Below are 16,076 nucleotides of genomic sequence, written 5' to 3' on the forward strand. Positions count from 1 at the left end.
ATACTGCCCAGCGTGCGGCGCATTGTGCGGTCCGTGCCTTCCCCTTGCAAGACCGAGCCGCCATGACCGCCCCGAACTCCCCTTCGCGTTTCAACCGTTTCAGTAAAGCCGAATGCATCCTGGTGGTGATCACCATGATCTGGGGCGGCACCTTTTTGCTGGTGCAGCACGCCATGACCGTCAGCGGGCCGATGTTTTTTGTGGGGCTGCGCTTCGCGGCGGCGACGCTTGTGGTGGGGTTCTTTTCCTTGCGCACCCTGCGCGACCTGACCCTGTTCGAATTGAAGGCCGGGGTGTTTATCGGGGTGGCGATCATGTTCGGCTACGGTTTGCAGACCATCGGCCTGCAAAGCATCTTGAGCAGCCAATCGGCGTTTATCACCGCCTTGTATGTACCGTTTGTACCGCTGTTGCAGTGGCTGGTGCTGGGCCGTCGCCCCGGCTTGATGCCCAGCATCGGCATCATGCTGGCGTTTGCCGGGTTGATGCTGTTGACCGGACCGGCGGGGGCCTCGCTGAATTTCAGCCCGGGTGAAATCGCCACGCTGATCGGTGCCGTGGCAATAGCGGCCGAGATCATTTTGATCAGCGCATTTGCCGGCCAAGTGGATATTCGCCGGGTGACCGTTGTGCAATTGGCCACCGCTTCGGTGCTGTCGTTCATGATGGTGGTGCCGATGGGCGAGGCGTTGCCGGGCTTTTCGTGGTTGTTGCTGTTCAGTGCCGTGGGTCTGGGCTTGACCAGTGCGGTGATCCAGGTGGCGATGAACTGGGCACAGCAAAGTGTTTCGCCAACCCGGGCTACCCTGATCTATGCCGGCGAGCCGGTGTGGGCAGGCGTGGTCGGGCGGATTGCCGGGGAGCGCTTCCCGCCGATTGCAATGGTCGGGGCGGTGTTGATTGTGGTGGCGGTGATTGTGAGTGAGATGAAGACGAAGGGGCAGAAGGCAGTTGAACTCGCCGATGCCCTGGAACAGGAGCGTCAGGGATAATCTGCAAATGCTGTGGCGCCTGCTCTATCGTCATCGCGGGCAAGCCCGGCTCCCACAGGGGGCGGCGTTTCAATTCAAGGGTTTTGAACCAGTGCCAAATGAGAGGTTTCGGCCTACCTTGTAGGATCCTGCCACATCTTGCCGTTTGGTGATCGTGAAAGCGGCACGTATGATGCATCCCAAACTCCCGCAGATTAGAAGCCTATGTCCCTGATAGTTCTACTGCTTCTGCCTTTTATCGGCAGCTGTCTGGCGGCCTTGCTGCCGCATAACGCACGTAACACCGAATCCCTGTTGGCCGGCCTGGTGGCATTGGTCGGCACTATTCAAGTCGCACTGCTCTACCCCCAGATCGCCCATGGTGGCGTGATACGTGAAGAATTCATGTGGTTGCCCAGTCTTGGGCTGAACTTCGTGTTGCGCATGGACGGGTTTGCCTGGCTGTTCTCGATGCTGGTGCTGGGTATCGGCACGCTGGTGTCGCTGTATGCGCGCTACTACATGTCGCCGGACGACCCGGTGCCGCGTTTCTTTGCGTTTTTCCTGGCCTTCATGGGCGCCATGCTTGGCCTGGTGATCTCCGGCAACCTGATCCAGATCGTATTCTTCTGGGAACTGACCAGCCTGTTCTCGTTCCTGCTGATCGGCTATTGGCACCACCGTGCCGATGCGCGACGTGGCGCGTATATGGCGCTGATGGTCACCGGCGCTGGCGGGTTGTGCCTGCTGGCGGGCGTGATGTTGCTGGGGCATATCGTCGGCAGCTATGACCTGGACCAGGTGCTGGCGGCGGGCGACCAGATTCGCGCGCATTCGCTGTACCCGGTCATGCTCGCCCTGGTGCTGATCGGCGCCTTGAGCAAAAGTGCGCAGTTCCCCTTCCATTTCTGGCTGCCCCACGCCATGGCGGCGCCGACGCCGGTTTCGGCCTACCTGCACTCGGCGACGATGGTGAAGGCCGGCGTGTTCCTGCTGGCCCGCCTGTGGCCGTCGCTGTCCGGCAGCGAAGAATGGTTCTGGATCGTCGGCGGTGCCGGCGCCCTCACTCTCCTCCTCGGCGCTTACTGCGCCATGTTCCAAAACGATCTCAAGGGCCTGCTGGCCTATTCCACCATCAGCCACCTCGGGCTGATCACCCTGCTGCTGGGCCTCAACAGCCCACTGGCTGCAGTTGCCGCTGTATTCCACATTCTCAACCACGCCACCTTCAAGGCTTCGCTGTTCATGGCGGCGGGCATCATCGACCACGAAAGCGGCACGCGGGATATCCGCAAGCTCAGTGGGCTGGTGCGGTTGATCCCGTTTACCGCGACCCTGGCGATGGTGGCCAGTGCGTCGATGGCCGGGGTGCCGTTGCTCAACGGCTTCCTGTCCAAAGAGATGTTCTTTGCCGAAACCGTGTTTATCTCGTCGACCCAATGGGTGGAAATCGCCCTGCCGGTGATTGCGACCATCGCCGGCACCTTCAGCGTGGCCTACGCCCTGCGCTTTACCGTGGATGTGTTCTTCGGCCCACCGGCTACGGACTTGCCGCACACGCCTCACGAGCCACCGCGCTGGATGCGTGCGCCGGTGGAATTGCTGGTGTTCACCTGCCTGCTGGTGGGGATTTTCCCGGCCCAGGTGGTCGGCTCGATCCTTGCCGCTGCGGCGTTGCCCGTGGTCGGTGGTGTGCTGCCCGAATACAGCCTGGCGATCTGGCACGGCTGGAACGCGCCGATGATCATGAGCCTGGTGGCAATGACCGGCGGCGTGGTGCTGTACCTGATGCTGCGCAAGCAACTCAAGCGTGGCCGCTTCGAATACCCGCCGCTGATCGGCTATTTCAACGGCAAGCGTGGCTTCGAGCGCTGCCTGGTGGTGATGATGCGCGGTGTGCGCAGGATCGAAAAACGCATCAGCACCAAGCGCCTGCAAACCCAATTGTTCCTGCTGGTGATCGTCGCGGTGATCGGGGCCATGATCCCCATGATCAACAGTGGCCTCACCTGGGGCGACCGGCCGAAGATCCCGGGCTCCATTGTGTTCGTCACCCTGTGGCTGCTGGCGATCGCCTGCGCCCTGGGCGCAGCCTGGCAAGCCAAGTACCACCGGCTGGCGGCCCTGACCATGGTCAGCGTGTGCGGCCTGATGACGTGCGTGACCTTTGTGTGGTTCTCGGCACCGGACCTGGCCCTGACCCAATTGGTGGTGGAAGTGGTGACCACCGTGCTGATCCTGCTCGGCCTGCGCTGGCTGCCACGGCGTATCGAAGAGGTGTGGCCATTGCCCAACACCTTGCGCAAGGCGCGCATTCGCCGGGTGCGCGACTTGTTGCTGTCCACCGTGGTGGGCGGCGGTATGGCGCTGTTGTCCTACGCGATGCTGACCCGCCAGACACCCAACGATATCTCCTCGTTCTACTTGAGCCGAGCCCTGCCCGAAGGCGGCGGCAGCAATGTGGTGAATGTGATGCTGGTGGACTTCCGTGGCTTCGACACCTTGGGCGAAATCACCGTACTCGGCGCCGTGGCGTTGACTGTTTACGCCCTGCTGCGCCGCTTCCGTCCGTCCAAGGAAAGCATGCAGTTGCCGGCGCAACAGCGCCAATTGGCACCGGACGTGGCCACAGACCTGGTCAACCCGCGCCAGGCCAGTGACACCGCCCTGGGCTTTATGATGGTGCCGGCGGTGCTGGTGCGCCTGCTGTTGCCGATTGCGCTGGTGGTGTCGTTCTACCTGTTCCTGCGCGGTCACAACCAACCAGGCGGCGGGTTTGTCGCCGGGCTGGTGATGTCGGTAGCGTTTATCCTGCAATACATGGTGGCGGGCACCCAATGGGTCGAAGCGCAGATGAGCCTGAGGCCCATGCGCTGGATGGGCTTCGGCCTGCTGTCGGCGACCTTGACCGGCCTTGGCGCGCTGTTCGCCGGGTACCCGTTCCTGACCACCCATACCTGGCATTTCCACGTGCCACTGCTCGGCGATATCCATATCGCCAGTGCGTTGTTCTTCGACATTGGCGTGTACGCCATGGTCGTGGGCTCGACGCTGCTGATGCTGACCGCCCTCGGCCACCAATCTGTGCGAGCACATAAACCGAGCAACCAGCCCAAAGTCGTTGCTGCAACCGAAGGAGCCGCCTGATGGAAGAAGTCATCGCAATTGCCATTGGGGTCCTGGCGGCCTCCGGCGTCTGGCTGGTGCTGCGGCCACGGACATTCCAGGTGGTGATGGGCCTGTGCCTGTTGTCATACGGGGTCAATCTGTTCATTTTCAGTATGGGCAGCCTGTTTATCGGCAAGGAGCCGATCATCAAGGACGGCGTGCCGCAAGACCTGCTCAACTACACCGACCCTCTGCCCCAGGCCCTGGTACTTACAGCCATCGTGATCAGCTTCGCCATGACCGCGTTGTTCCTGGTGGTGCTGCTGGCATCCCGGGGCCTGACCGGCACCGACCATGTGGATGGCCGGGAGCCGAAGGAATGAATTGGGTTAATCAACTGATCGTTGCGCCGATTCTGCTGCCGTTGTTCACGGCGGCACTGATGCTGATGCTCGGCGAGAAACGCCGGCCGCTGAAGGCCAAAATCAACCTGGTCTCCAGCTTGATCGGCCTGGGCGTGGCCGTCCTGTTGCTGTACTGGACACAAAAAGGCGGGCCCGGCTCGATCGGCGTGTACCTGCCGGGTAACTGGCAAGTACCGTTCGGCATCGTGTTGGTGGTGGACCAGCTCTCGGCGCTGATGCTGGTGCTCACCGGGGTTATCGGCGTAAGCGCATTGCTGTTCGCCATGGCCCGCTGGGACCGTGCAGGCACTAGCTTCCATGCGCTGTTCCAGATCCAACTGATGGGTCTGTACGGCGCATTCCTCACCGCGGATTTGTTCAACCTGTTCGTGTTCTTCGAGGTGCTGCTGGCGGCGTCCTACGGCCTGATGCTGCATGGTTCGGGTCGTGCTCGGGTGTCGTCCGGCCTGCATTACATTGCGATCAACCTGCTGGCGTCGTCGCTGTTCCTGATTGGCGCGGCGATGATCTACGGCGTCACCGGCACGCTGAATTTCGCTGACCTGGCGCTGAAAATCCCGCTCGTGCCGGAGGCTGATCGCGGCCTGCTGCACGCTGGCGCAGCGATCCTGGCGACCGCGTTTCTGGCCAAGGCCGGCATGTGGCCGCTGAACTTCTGGCTGGCGCCCGCCTACTCCTCGGCCAGTGCGCCGGTGGCGGCGATGTTCGCGATCATGACCAAGGTTGGCGTGTACACCGTGCTGCGCCTGTGGACCCTGCTGTTCTCCGGCCAGGCCGGCGCCTCGGCGCTGTTTGGCGGCGACTGGCTGGTGTACGGCGGCATGGCGACCATCATTTGCGCGGCACTGGCGATGGTGGCGGCGCAGCGCCTGGAGCGCATGGCCAGCCTGAGCATCCTGGTGTCGGCCGGGATTCTGCTGTCGGCCGTCGGGTTTGCCCAGCCGAGCCTGACCGCTGGGGCGCTGTTCTATCTAGTCAGCTCCACCCTGGCACTGAGTGCGCTGTTTTTGCTGGCGGAATTGATCGAGCGTTCGCGCTCGGCCAACGACCTGCCGCTTGATGAAGAGATTGATGCGCTGCCCAAGGCCATGGAATCGCTGCATCCGCGTCCGGGTGTGAACCTGGACGATGAGCAGAAAGCCGTGGTCGGACAGGTCATCCCTTGGACCATGGCCTTCCTCGGCTTGAGCTTTATCGCCTGCGCGCTGCTGATTATCGGCATGCCGCCATTGTCGGGGTTCATCGGCAAACTCAGCCTGTTGAGTGCGCTGATCAACCCACTGGGCCTGGGCAACGCCGTGGACGAATCGATCCGTCCTGCAGCCTGGGGCCTGGTGGCGTTACTGATTTTGTCTGGCCTGGCGTCGCTGATCGCCTTCGCCCGCCTTGGTATCCAGCGCTTCTGGACCCCGGAAGAGCGCCCCTCCCCGCTGCTGCGACGCTACGAATGCGTGCCGATCTTCGTGCTACTGGGTTTGAGCATCGCCTTGACGTTCAAGGCCGAACCCTTGATGCGCTACACCCTGGCCACCGCCAAGAGCCTGAACAACCCGGAAAGCTATGTGATGGCGGTGATGGCCACGCGGCCCGTACCGAGCCCTGAAGCCAAGGCCGCCGCGCTGGAGGTGCAACCATGAAGCGCCTGTTTCCTGCACCTTGGTTGTCGCTGGCCCTGTGGGTGTTGTGGCTGCTGCTGAACCTGTCGATCAGCCCCGGCAACCTGCTGCTGGGCGCGCTGCTGGGCTTTCTCGCGCCTTTGCTGATGGCGCCGCTACGCCCGCAGCCGATCAGCCTGCGTCGCCCTGGCGTGATCCTGCGCCTGTTCCTGTTGGTGGGCCGCGACGTGATCGTCTCCAACCTGCAAGTAGCATGGGGTGTACTGACCTGCGGCACACGCCCGCCGCGCTCGCGCTTCATCAAGATCCCCCTGGACCTGCACAGCCCCAACGGCCTTGCCGCGCTGTCGATGATTACCACGGTGATCCCCGGCACCATTTGGTCAGAACTGGCGCTGGACCGTAGCATCTTGCTGCTGCACGTATTCGACCTTGACGATGAAGCCCTGTTTATCCAGCACTTCAAAGCCACCTACGAGCGGCCCCTGATGGAGATCTTCGAATGAGCGCCCTGCTCTCCAATGCGATCCTGTTCAGCCTGTTCCTGTTCTCGCTGGCGATGGTGCTGACACTGATCCGCCTGTTCAAAGGCCCCTCCGCCCAGGACCGAGTCCTGGCGCTGGACTACCTGTACATCCTGGCGATGCTGATGATGCTGGTACTGGGTATTCGCTACGCCAGTGACACTTACTTTGAAGCGGCGCTATTGATTGCGCTGTTCGGCTTCGTCGGCTCGTTTGCCCTGGCCAAATTCCTGCTGCGTGGGGAGGTGATTGAATGATGCCGTTATGGGTTGAAGTGATAGTGGGGGTGCTGCTGGTGCTCAGCAGCGTGTTTGCCTTGATTGGCGCGATAGGCTTGCTGCGGATGAAGGAGTTTTTCCAACGCATGCACCCGCCGGCACTCGCCTCGACATTGGGCGCATGGTGCGCGGCACTGGCGTCGATTATCTATTTTTCGGTGCTCAAGTCCGGGCCGGTGTTGCACGGGTGGCTGATCCCGATTCTGCTGTCGATCACCGTGCCGGTGACTACCCTGCTGCTGGCGCGTACCGCGTTGTTCCGCAAGCGCATGGCCGGTGACGATGTGCCGGCTGAAGTCAGCAGCCGTCGCTGATTAATCAAGCGGACACAGTAAAAATGTGGGAGCTGGCTTGCCTGCGATAGCGGAGTTTCAGTCAATGATGCTGTGACTGATAAACCGATATCGCAGGCAAGCCAGCTCCCACATTGGGTTTGGCGCCAGGCAAACGATCGGATACGCGCCGCCAATAGCGCCAACTCAACATCATCCCGATACGCACCACATCGGGAAGCGCCCGGTCGATCCAGCACTAAACCTTTCCCCATACAACATGAGAGAACAATAAATGTACTCGATCGACTTGGCACTGATGAAGCCCGGAGATATCGTTTTCACCACCGAAACAAGTCTCACAAGCAAGACTATAAGAAACTTTACCGGCGGCAACTATTCGCACGTCATGCTTTGCGTAGGTTATGGCAGCTGCATACATGCGGATAAAAAAGGAGGTGTTCATTCTTTTAATGCACAGAGATTACTTGTTGAACACCCGAATCAAATCGCCCTAAAGCGATATAACCCGTCTCTTTCACCTGAGACGTTGAAAATCATTGATCAATACGCTCGATTAAAAATTGGCACTGTATATTCTATATGGGAGGCCATGAAGGCGGCGCCCCTTTTCAAGAAAGAATGGTTTGGGCATTTAAAAGTCGACCTTGAAAAGCCTTCAAGCCTTCAATTTTGCTCAAGGCTGGTAGCGCAAGCCTACAGCCATGCGGGCCTGAAGTTATCGGCCACTCCATTCAGCTGCACTCCAGTCGAAATTTTCAACTCTCCAACGCTCGAACTGGTTGAAAAGGCAGTTATCCGCGTCCCTGAAGAGCTGGTAGCGCTTATAAACGACGATTCAAAGAACAAAATTAAAATACATACTGACACAATCAAAAAGCTACTCGAAAGCGTTAGAAAACTATACGGAGACTCCATCCAGACTTTGCACGACCTCGAAGCCTTAGCCATTACCACTGAGGGTGCGGACGATATCATTGCCAATTTAACAATCAAATCTGGTTACTTGGAACTATGGAAAATTGATATCGAAGAAAGTCCCTGGCGGTACAGCCAAGTTGAATTTGAAAAGTGGGCGACCGATAAACAGAAGAGAGCAGAGATCGCCCAAAACGAGTTAAGCATGGCACAGCATCAGCTAAGCCGCCACTTAGAATCTCTTTATATAACGCGCGAGAACTATAAAAATTACCCAAACAAAACATTCGGACAATTAATAGTACTATACGAAACCCTAGTAATGCTCGCAGAGAAGAAGACAGAATTATTCTCTCACTATTGACCGCATGCATCACGCCTACAACAAGCCAAGTCTCCAATATTCATATTCAAAAACGCCCCAAACCAGTCGGGGCGTTTTTCATTCTGCGTGTTGCTACCAACGGTTAGTCAGCCAACCGCCACGTCGTCCCGCCCTTCCCGTCTTCCAACACCACACCCATCGCGGTCAGTTGGTCACGGATACGGTCGGATTCCGCCCAGTCCTTGTTAGCCCGAGCAGCCAGACGCGCCTGGATCAGTGCATCTACTTCTGCGGCATCCACACGCCCTTCAGCGCCCGCTTGCAGGAAGTCATCGGCTTCCATCTGCAACACACCCAGCACGCTCGCCAGTTCTTTCAGGCGCGCCGCCAGACCGGCCGCTGCGTCGAGGTCGCTCTCACGCAAGCGGTTGATCTCACGCACCATCTCGAACAGCACGGCGCAGGCTTCGGGGGTGCCGAAGTCGTCGTTCATGACTTCAGTAAAGCGTGCCACGAAGGCTTCGCCGCCGGCCGGAGCCACGCAAGGCAAGCCTTTCAACGCGTGGTAGAACCGCTCCAGGGCGCCCTTGGCGTCCTTGAGGTTGTCTTCCGAGTAGTTGATGGCGCTGCGGTAGTGGCTGGACACCAGCAGGTAGCGCACCACTTCCGGGTGGTACTTTTCCAGCACGTCGCGGATGGTGAAGAAGTTGTTCAAGGACTTGGACATCTTCTCGCCATTGATGCGGATCATGCCGCAGTGCATCCAGGCATTGGCGTAGGTCTTGCCGGTGGCGGCTTCGCTCTGGGCGATTTCGTTTTCGTGGTGCGGAAACTCCAGGTCGCTGCCGCCGCCATGAATGTCGAAGGTCTCGCCCAGGCAGCAGGTGGACATCACCGAGCATTCGATGTGCCAGCCCGGACGCCCAGGGCCCCACGGCGATTCCCAGCTTGGCTCGCCGGGCTTGGTACCTTTCCACAGGACGAAGTCGAGCGGGTCCTGCTTGGCTTCGTCGACTTCGATACGCGCGCCGATGCGCAGGTCTTCGATCTTCTTGCGCGACAGCTTGCCGTAGCCCATGAACTTGGCGACGCGGTAGTACACGTCACCATTGCCTGGAGCGTAGGCGTAACCCTTGTCGATCAGGGTCTGGATCATCGCATGCATGCCAGGGATGTGGTCCGTGGCACGCGGCTCCATGTCCGGCTTGAGGATGTTGAGGCGCGCCTCGTCCTCGTGCATGGCAGCGATCATGCGCTCGGTCAGCGCGTCGAACGACTCGCCGTTTTCGTTGGCGCGGTTGATGATCTTGTCGTCGATGTCGGTGATGTTGCGCACATAGGTCAGGTCATAGCCGCTGAAACGCAACCAGCGGGTCACCAGGTCGAAGGCAACCATGCTGCGGCCGTGGCCGATGTGGCAGTAGTCGTACACGGTCATGCCGCACACGTACATGCGCACCTTGTTGCCATCCAGCGGCTTGAAGACTTCTTTGGTCTTGCTGAGTGTGTTGTAGATCGTTAGCACGACAGTTCCTTAAACAGAATCACTGGCCCCACGAATCTCGCAAGGTCACGGTACGGTTGAATACCGGAGCACCAGGTTTGGAGTCCTTGATATCTGCGCAGAAGTAACCTTCGCGCTCGAACTGGAAACGGTCTTCCGGCTGTGCGTCGCCAAGCGATGGCTCGGCACGACAACCTGTGAGCACTTGCAGTGAGTCAGGGTTGATGTTGTCGAGGAAACTCGCGCTGTCTTCGGCCTTCTCAGGGTTCGGCGAGCGGAACAGACGATCGTACAAACGCACTTCGCACTCGATGCTGGCGGCTGCCGGCACCCAGTGGACCACGCCCTTGACCTTGCGGCCTTCAGGGTTCTTGCCCAGGGTGTCCGGATCGTACGAGCAGCGCAGTTCGACGATGTTGCCATCGGCGTCCTTGATCGCTTCGTCCGCACGGATCACGTAGCTGCCGCGCAGGCGCACTTCGCCGTTCGGCTCCAGGCGCTTGTAGCCCTTGGGCGGCTCTTCCATGAAGTCATCGCGGTCGATGTAGATTTCGCGGGCGAACGGCAATTTGCGCACGCCCAGCTCTTCTTTCTGCGGATGACGCGGCAGCTCGAGGTTCTCGACCTGGCCTTCAGGGTAGTTGGTGATCACCACCTTCAACGGCCGCAGCACGCACATGGCGCGCGGGGCGTTGGCGTCGAGGTCCTGGCGGATGCTGAATTCCAGCATCCCGAAGTCGACCACACCGTCGGAACGGTTGGTGCCGACCATGTCGCAGAAGTTGCGGATCGACGCCGGGGTGTAGCCACGTCGACGGAAGCCCGACAGCGTGGACATGCGCGGGTCATCCCAGCCATGCACGTGCTTTTCATCCACCAGTTGCTTGAGCTTGCGCTTGCTGGTGATGGTGTAGTTCAGGTTCAGGCGGCTGAACTCGTACTGACGCGGGTGCGCCGGCACCGGCAGGCTGTCCAGGAACCACTCGTACAGCGGGCGATGGCTTTCGAACTCCAGGGTGCAGATGGAGTGGGTGATGCCTTCGATGGCGTCCGACTGACCGTGGGTGAAGTCGTAGTTGGGGTAGATGCACCACTTGTCACCGGTCTGGTGGTGGTGGGCATGGCGGATGCGGTACATGATCGGGTCGCGCAGGTTCATGTTCGGCGAGGCCATGTCGATCTTGGCACGCAGCACGCGGGCGCCGTCCGGGAACTCACCGGCGCGCATACGGTTGAACCAGTCCAGGTTCTCTTCCACCGAACGGTCGCGGAACGGGCTGTTCTTGCCCGGCTCGGTCAGCGTGCCACGGTACTCCTTGGCCTGCTCCGGGGTCAGGTCGTCCACATAGGCCTTGCCGGCCTTGATCAGCTCGACAGCCCAGTCGAACAACTGGTCGAAATACTTGGAGGCGTAGCGCACTTCACCGGACCATTCGAAGCCCAGCCACTTGATGTCGCTTTCAATGGCGTCGATGTATTCCTGGTCTTCCTTGGCCGGGTTGGTGTCGTCGAAACGCAGGTGCGTGACGCCACCGAACTCCTGGGCCAGGCCGAAGTTCACACAGATCGACTTGGCGTGACCGATGTGCAGGTAGCCGTTGGGCTCTGGCGGGAAGCGGGTGACGATCTGCGTATGCTTGCCCGAATCCAGGTCCGCCTGGATGATCGGGCGCAGGAAATTGACCGGGACGGCAGGTCCGGCCTTGGCATTCGAGGTAGGGTCGACAGTGGGCTTGCTCATAGGATCCTTGAACAGACAGGTTCGTGGCCGGGTCAGGCCAGATAAAACAAAGGGCTTATCATAGCCGAAGCTGTCAACCACCTGACAGAGCGCGGTCGAAAACTGCTGCTTTAATTGCTGCTTTAATGACAGGCGCGGTAAAAAACCACCTCGAAATTCCTGCAAGGCACGCTAAACTGCGCGTCTTGGCCCAAGCTTCGCCAAACCGGTCGTGGCGCCCAGGCGCCCAAACCCACGAATTCCCTGAAAAGAGTAGTGAACATGACTCAAGTCAAACTGACCACCAACCACGGTGACATCGTCATCGAGCTGAACGCCGACAAGGCGCCGATCACCGTCGCCAACTTCATCGAATACGTGAAAGCCGGCCACTACGAAAACACCGTTTTCCACCGTGTCATCGGCAACTTCATGATCCAGGGCGGCGGTTTCGAGCCTGGCATGAAAGAGAAGAAAGACAAGCGTCCAAGCATCCAGAACGAAGCGGACAACGGCCTTTCCAACGACAAGTACACCGTCGCCATGGCCCGTACCATGGAGCCGCATTCGGCCTCCGCGCAGTTCTTCATCAACGTCGCCGACAACGCCTTCCTCAACCACAGCGGCAAGAACGTGCAGGGTTGGGGCTACGCGGTGTTCGGTAAAGTCACCGAAGGCCAGGACGTTGTCGACAAGATCAAAGGCGTGTCCACCACCTCCAAGGCCGGTCACCAGGACGTTCCAGCCGAAGACGTGATCGTCGAGAAAGCCGAGATCGTTGGGTGATATTACTGATTTCAGATTTGCATCTGGAAGAGGAGCGCCCGGACATTACCCGGGCGTTTCTGGATCTGCTCCACGGCCGCGCCCGTGGCGCCCAGGCGTTGTACATTCTGGGGGACTTCTTCGAAGCCTGGATTGGCGACGATGGCATGACTGCCTTCCAGCGTTCCATCTGTGCGGCGTTGCGTGAACTGAGCGACAGCGGCACCCCGATTTTCATCATGCATGGCAACCGCGATTTCCTGATCGGCAAGGCGTTCTGCAAAGCGGCAGGCGCTACCTTGCTCAAGGACCCGAGTGTCGTGCAATTGTATGGCGAGCCTGTGCTGCTGATGCACGGCGACAGCCTCTGCACCCGCGACCTTGGCTATATGAAGCTGCGGCGCATCCTGCGTAACCCGATTGTGTTGTTTATCCTGCGCCACCTGCCCCTGGGCACGCGCCACAAACTGGCGCGCAAACTACGCAACGAAAGCTCTGCTCAAGTGCGCATGAAGGCCAACGACATTGTCGATGTCACGCCTGAAGAAGTGCCGCGAGTAATGCAGCAGTTCGGCGTGCGCACCCTGGTCCACGGCCATACGCACCGCCCTGCGATCCATAAGTTGCAGATCGGCGACCAGGCGGCCAAGCGCATTGTGCTGGGGGACTGGGACAAGCAAGGGTGGGCGCTGCAGGTGGATGAGCAAGGCTTTCAACTGGCGGCGTTTGATTTCGTCAACCCGCAGTTGGCGTTGCCTGGCGCCTAAACCTCTGACACAACACCGATCAACCTGTGGGAGCTGGCTTGCCTGCGATAGCATCACCTCGGTGCATCTGATACACCGAGGTGTCGGCATCGCAGGCAAGCCAGCTCCCACAGGGACCGCGCTGACCTTATGATCAGTGCCCCGCAGCCGCCGGCCCTGCCTTTGCCGTGAACGGTGGCTTGGCCAGCCACACCAGCAACATCAAGCCCATGAACATCCACCCCAGCAACGTGAAGTAATCCACGGTGGACATCATGTACGCCTGGCTGGTGAGAATCTGGTCCAGCTGCGTGTACGCCTTCTGCCCTGCCCCGCCCAGCGCCTGCAACGCATCCCGGGTGGCCGAGTCGTAGGTGGTCATGTTCTCGCTCATGTAGGCATGGTGCTGATCCGCCCGGCGAATCCAGATCCAGGTGGTCAGCGAGGCCGCGAAGCTGCCGCCCAGGGTACGTAGAAAGGTCGCCAGCCCCGCGCCGTCGGCAATCTGGTGCGGCGGCAGGTCGGACATCAGGATGCTCAAGGTCGGCATGAAGAACAGCGCCACGCCGATGCCCATGAACAGCTGCACCATGGCGATATGGGTAAAGTCCACTTCGTTGGTGAAACCGGCGCGCATAAAGCAGCTCAGGCCAATCGCCAGGAACGCCAGGCCTGCCAGCAAGCGCAGGTCGAACTTGTGCGCGTACTTGCCCACGAATGGCGACATCAGCACCGGCAAAATGCCGATGGGCGCCACCGCCAGCCCGGCCCAGGTGGCGGTATAGCCCATCTGGGTTTGCAGCCACTGCGGCAGGATCAGGTTGATGCCGAAAAAGCCCGCATACCCCAGGATCAACACGATGGTGCCGATACGGAAATTACGGTATGCGAACAGCCGCAGGTTGACCACCGGGTGCTTGTCGGTCATCTCCCAAATGATGAACACCGCCAGGGCGATCACCGAAATGGCCGCACCGATGATGATGAAGTTGGATTCGAACCAGTCCAGGTCATTGCCCTTGTCGAGGATGATCTGCAAGGCACCGACCCCGACGATCAGGCTCAACAACCCGACGTAATCCATAGGCTGGTAGCTGGTGACCACCGGGCGTTTCTTCAACTGCGAGCGCACCACCATCACCGCGAAGATACCGATGGGCACGTTGATGAAAAAGATCCACGGCCAGCTGTAGCTGTCAGTGATCCAGCCGCCAAGGATAGGGCCTGCAATCGGTGCCACCACCGTGACCATCGCCAATAACGCCAGGGCCATGCCGCGCCTGGCCGGGGGATAAACCGCAATCAGCAGCGTCTGGGTCATTGGGTACAACGGCCCGGCGACCAAACCTTGCAGCACCCGAAAGCCGATCAACTCGGGCATCGAGGTGGAGATACCGCACAGGAACGAGGCCAGCACAAACAGGATGGTCGCCCACAGAAACAGCTTCACCTCGCCAAAGCGCCGGCTCAACCAGCCGGTGAGCGGCAACGCGATGGCGTTGCTTACGGCAAACGAAGTGATCACCCAGGTGCCCTGCTCCGAACTCACGCCCAGGTTGCCGGAAATGGTCGGCAAGGCCACGTTGGCGATGGTGGTGTCGAGCACCTGCATAAAGGTCGCCAGCGACAGGCCAATAGTGGCCATCAACAGGCTGGGTGGCGTGAACGAGGCGTTATTGCTCATCAGCGTTGCGCAGCCTTGGGAGCGGCGACGCTGTTGTCATGAATCAACTGATTGATCATGGCATCCGCTTCGGCCAATTGACGGTCATACACGTTGGTGGTGAACGAGGCTTTTTGCGGCGCCTGTTGCGCCAGCACCGGGCCGCTCTGGTCGTGCAGGTCTACGTTGACCACGGTACTCAACCCCACCCGCAGCGGGTGCTTGGCCAGCTCTTCGGCGTTGATATGGATGCGCACCGGTACCCGCTGCACGATCTTGATCCAGTTGCCGGTGGCGTTCTGTGCCGGTAGCAAAGCGAACGCGCTGCCGGTGCCGGCGCCGAGGCTGTCGACGGTGCCGCTGTACTTCACGTCGCTGCCGTAGATGTCCGACTCGATATCCACCGGCTGGCCGATGCGCATATCCCGCAGTTGGGTTTCCTTGAAGTTGGCGTCGATCCACAGCTGGTCCAGCGGGATCACCGCCATCAGCGCGGTGCCCGGTTGAACACGCTGGCCCAGTTGTACGGTGCGCTTGGCTACATAGCCGGTGACCGGCGCAATCAGGGTGCTGCGCGCATTGGTCAGGTAGGCCTGACGCAGTTGTGCAGCGGCGGCTTGCACGTCGGGGTGGGACGAAATCACCGTGTCATCCACCAGGGCATTGGTGGTTTTGAGTTGTTGCTCAAGGTTGGTCAAGGCGTTCCTGGCGGCGGTCAGGCTGTCGCGAGCGTGGGACAGTTCTTCCTGGGAGATCGCGCCGCCCTGGGCCAGGGTCTTACGCCGGTTGTAGTTGTCCTGAGCCGTTTGCACATCGGCCTTCTGCGCATTGACCTGGGCTTTCATGCCGTCGACATTGCTGTACAACCCGCGCACCTGGCGCACAGTGCGAGCCAGGTTGGCCTGGGCACTTTGCAGGCCAACGGCAGCATCGTTGGGGTCGAAATTGATCAGCACCTGGCCTTCATGCACCAGGTCGCCATCGTCGGCGCCGATGCTGACCACGGTGCCGGTGACCAGTGGGGTGATTTCCACCACGTTGCCGTTCACGTAGGCATCGTCGGTGCTCTCATTGAAGCGCCCGTAGAACTCATACCAGGCCCACACGCCGACCACACCGAGGATGACGATCAGCGCCAGGCCGATGAGCATGACTTTGCGTTTGCGTGGGTTGTTGTCTTTAGGTTGTTCAGTTGCGTTGTTGCTGTCGGCAGTGGCCAT

At 60.0% G+C, this 16,076-nt stretch carries 14 protein-coding genes; 10 read left to right on the forward strand and 4 right to left on the reverse strand.

The window, feature by feature from the left end:
- Positions 1-62 precede the first annotated feature (62 nt).
- The 8 genes from IH404_RS17590 (at position 63) to IH404_RS17625 (ending at position 8,497) form a co-directional block, all read left to right on the forward strand.
- Positions 63-992 (forward strand): DMT family transporter, encoded by a 930-nt coding sequence (locus IH404_RS17590; protein ID WP_194438603.1) that lies wholly within the window; start codon positions 63-65, stop codon positions 990-992.
- A gap of 204 nt (positions 993-1,196) precedes the next feature.
- Complete coding sequence (locus tag IH404_RS17595; protein WP_122733449.1) at positions 1,197-4,118, forward strand: monovalent cation/H+ antiporter subunit A; 2,922 nt, start codon at positions 1,197-1,199, stop codon at positions 4,116-4,118.
- Positions 4,118-4,462, forward strand: a complete 345-nt coding sequence (locus IH404_RS17600; protein WP_005789164.1) for a Na+/H+ antiporter subunit C — start codon at positions 4,118-4,120, stop codon at positions 4,460-4,462. The genes IH404_RS17595 and IH404_RS17600 overlap by 1 nt, the downstream gene beginning before the upstream one ends.
- Positions 4,459-6,141 carry a monovalent cation/H+ antiporter subunit D gene (locus IH404_RS17605; RefSeq protein ID WP_005789166.1) on the forward strand — a complete coding sequence of 561 codons (1,683 nt, stop codon included), beginning with the start codon at positions 4,459-4,461 and terminating at the stop codon, positions 6,139-6,141. Before IH404_RS17600 ends, IH404_RS17605 begins: the two co-directional genes overlap by 4 nt.
- A complete protein-coding gene (locus tag IH404_RS17610; RefSeq protein ID WP_194438605.1) occupies positions 6,138-6,626 on the forward strand; it encodes a Na+/H+ antiporter subunit E in 489 nt (162 codons plus the stop codon). Before IH404_RS17605 ends, IH404_RS17610 begins: the two co-directional genes overlap by 4 nt.
- A complete protein-coding gene (locus IH404_RS17615) occupies positions 6,623-6,901 on the forward strand; it encodes a K+/H+ antiporter subunit F (RefSeq protein WP_005789171.1) in 279 nt (92 codons plus the stop codon). The genes IH404_RS17610 and IH404_RS17615 overlap by 4 nt, the downstream gene beginning before the upstream one ends.
- Positions 6,898-7,236, forward strand: a complete 339-nt coding sequence (locus tag IH404_RS17620) for a Na+/H+ antiporter subunit G (RefSeq protein ID WP_194438607.1) — start codon at positions 6,898-6,900, stop codon at positions 7,234-7,236. The genes IH404_RS17615 and IH404_RS17620 overlap by 4 nt, the downstream gene beginning before the upstream one ends.
- 253 nt (positions 7,237-7,489) lie before the next feature.
- Positions 7,490-8,497: a YiiX/YebB-like N1pC/P60 family cysteine hydrolase gene (locus IH404_RS17625; protein ID WP_005789174.1), complete on the forward strand. Its 1,008-nt coding sequence runs from the start codon at positions 7,490-7,492 to the stop codon at positions 8,495-8,497.
- A gap of 103 nt (positions 8,498-8,600) precedes the next feature.
- Here IH404_RS17625 and cysS read toward each other — a convergent pair whose 3' ends face one another.
- Positions 8,601-9,983, reverse strand: a complete 1,383-nt coding sequence (gene cysS, locus IH404_RS17630) for a cysteine--tRNA ligase (RefSeq protein WP_005789176.1) — start codon at positions 9,981-9,983, stop codon at positions 8,601-8,603.
- Between the two features lie 19 nt (positions 9,984-10,002).
- On the reverse strand, positions 10,003-11,703 hold the full coding sequence (locus IH404_RS17635; RefSeq protein ID WP_005789177.1) for a glutamine--tRNA ligase/YqeY domain fusion protein: 1,701 nt from the start codon (positions 11,701-11,703) through the stop codon (positions 10,003-10,005).
- A 261-nt stretch (positions 11,704-11,964) separates the two neighbouring features.
- Here IH404_RS17635 and IH404_RS17640 point away from each other — a divergent pair, with 261 nt between their 5' ends.
- Entirely contained in the window at positions 11,965-12,468 is a 504-nt protein-coding gene (locus IH404_RS17640) for a peptidylprolyl isomerase (protein ID WP_005789179.1), read from the forward strand.
- Complete coding sequence (gene lpxH / locus IH404_RS17645) at positions 12,465-13,214, forward strand: UDP-2,3-diacylglucosamine diphosphatase (RefSeq protein ID WP_005789181.1); 750 nt, start codon at positions 12,465-12,467, stop codon at positions 13,212-13,214. Before IH404_RS17640 ends, lpxH begins: the two co-directional genes overlap by 4 nt.
- Positions 13,215-13,347: 133 nt before the next feature.
- On the opposite strand, the gene IH404_RS17650 is transcribed toward lpxH, so the two are convergent.
- Positions 13,348-14,877: a DHA2 family efflux MFS transporter permease subunit gene (locus IH404_RS17650; RefSeq protein WP_194438609.1), complete on the reverse strand. Its 1,530-nt coding sequence runs from the start codon at positions 14,875-14,877 to the stop codon at positions 13,348-13,350.
- Positions 14,877-16,076, reverse strand: coding sequence for an HlyD family efflux transporter periplasmic adaptor subunit (locus IH404_RS17655; protein ID WP_005789185.1), 1,200 nt, complete (start codon positions 16,074-16,076; stop codon positions 14,877-14,879). The genes IH404_RS17650 and IH404_RS17655 overlap by 1 nt, the downstream gene beginning before the upstream one ends.

This window comes from Pseudomonas sp. OST1909 (genome assembly GCF_015277575.1).
Taxonomy (GTDB): Bacteria; Pseudomonadota; Gammaproteobacteria; order Pseudomonadales; family Pseudomonadaceae; genus Aquipseudomonas; species Aquipseudomonas synxantha_A.

Bases quoted from the DNA above. Each gene is read 5' to 3' on its own strand.
- IH404_RS17590 (WP_194438603.1), top strand. From the start codon at position 63: ATGACCGCCCCGAACTCCCCTTCGCGTTTCAACCGTTTCAGTAAAGCC.
- IH404_RS17595 (WP_122733449.1), top strand. From the start codon at position 1,197: ATGTCCCTGATAGTTCTACTGCTTCTGCCTTTTATCGGCAGCTGTCTG.
- IH404_RS17600 (WP_005789164.1), top strand. From the start codon at position 4,118: ATGGAAGAAGTCATCGCAATTGCCATTGGGGTCCTGGCGGCCTCCGGC.
- IH404_RS17605 (WP_005789166.1), top strand. From the start codon at position 4,459: ATGAATTGGGTTAATCAACTGATCGTTGCGCCGATTCTGCTGCCGTTG.
- IH404_RS17610 (WP_194438605.1), top strand. From the start codon at position 6,138: ATGAAGCGCCTGTTTCCTGCACCTTGGTTGTCGCTGGCCCTGTGGGTG.
- IH404_RS17615 (WP_005789171.1), top strand. From the start codon at position 6,623: ATGAGCGCCCTGCTCTCCAATGCGATCCTGTTCAGCCTGTTCCTGTTC.
- IH404_RS17620 (WP_194438607.1), top strand. From the start codon at position 6,898: ATGATGCCGTTATGGGTTGAAGTGATAGTGGGGGTGCTGCTGGTGCTC.
- IH404_RS17625 (WP_005789174.1), top strand. From the start codon at position 7,490: ATGTACTCGATCGACTTGGCACTGATGAAGCCCGGAGATATCGTTTTC.
- IH404_RS17635 (WP_005789177.1), bottom strand. From the start codon at position 11,703: ATGAGCAAGCCCACTGTCGACCCTACCTCGAATGCCAAGGCCGGACCT.
- IH404_RS17640 (WP_005789179.1), top strand. From the start codon at position 11,965: ATGACTCAAGTCAAACTGACCACCAACCACGGTGACATCGTCATCGAG.
- IH404_RS17650 (WP_194438609.1), bottom strand. From the start codon at position 14,877: ATGAGCAATAACGCCTCGTTCACGCCACCCAGCCTGTTGATGGCCACT.
- IH404_RS17655 (WP_005789185.1), bottom strand. From the start codon at position 16,076: ATGGCCACTGCCGACAGCAACAACGCAACTGAACAACCTAAAGACAAC.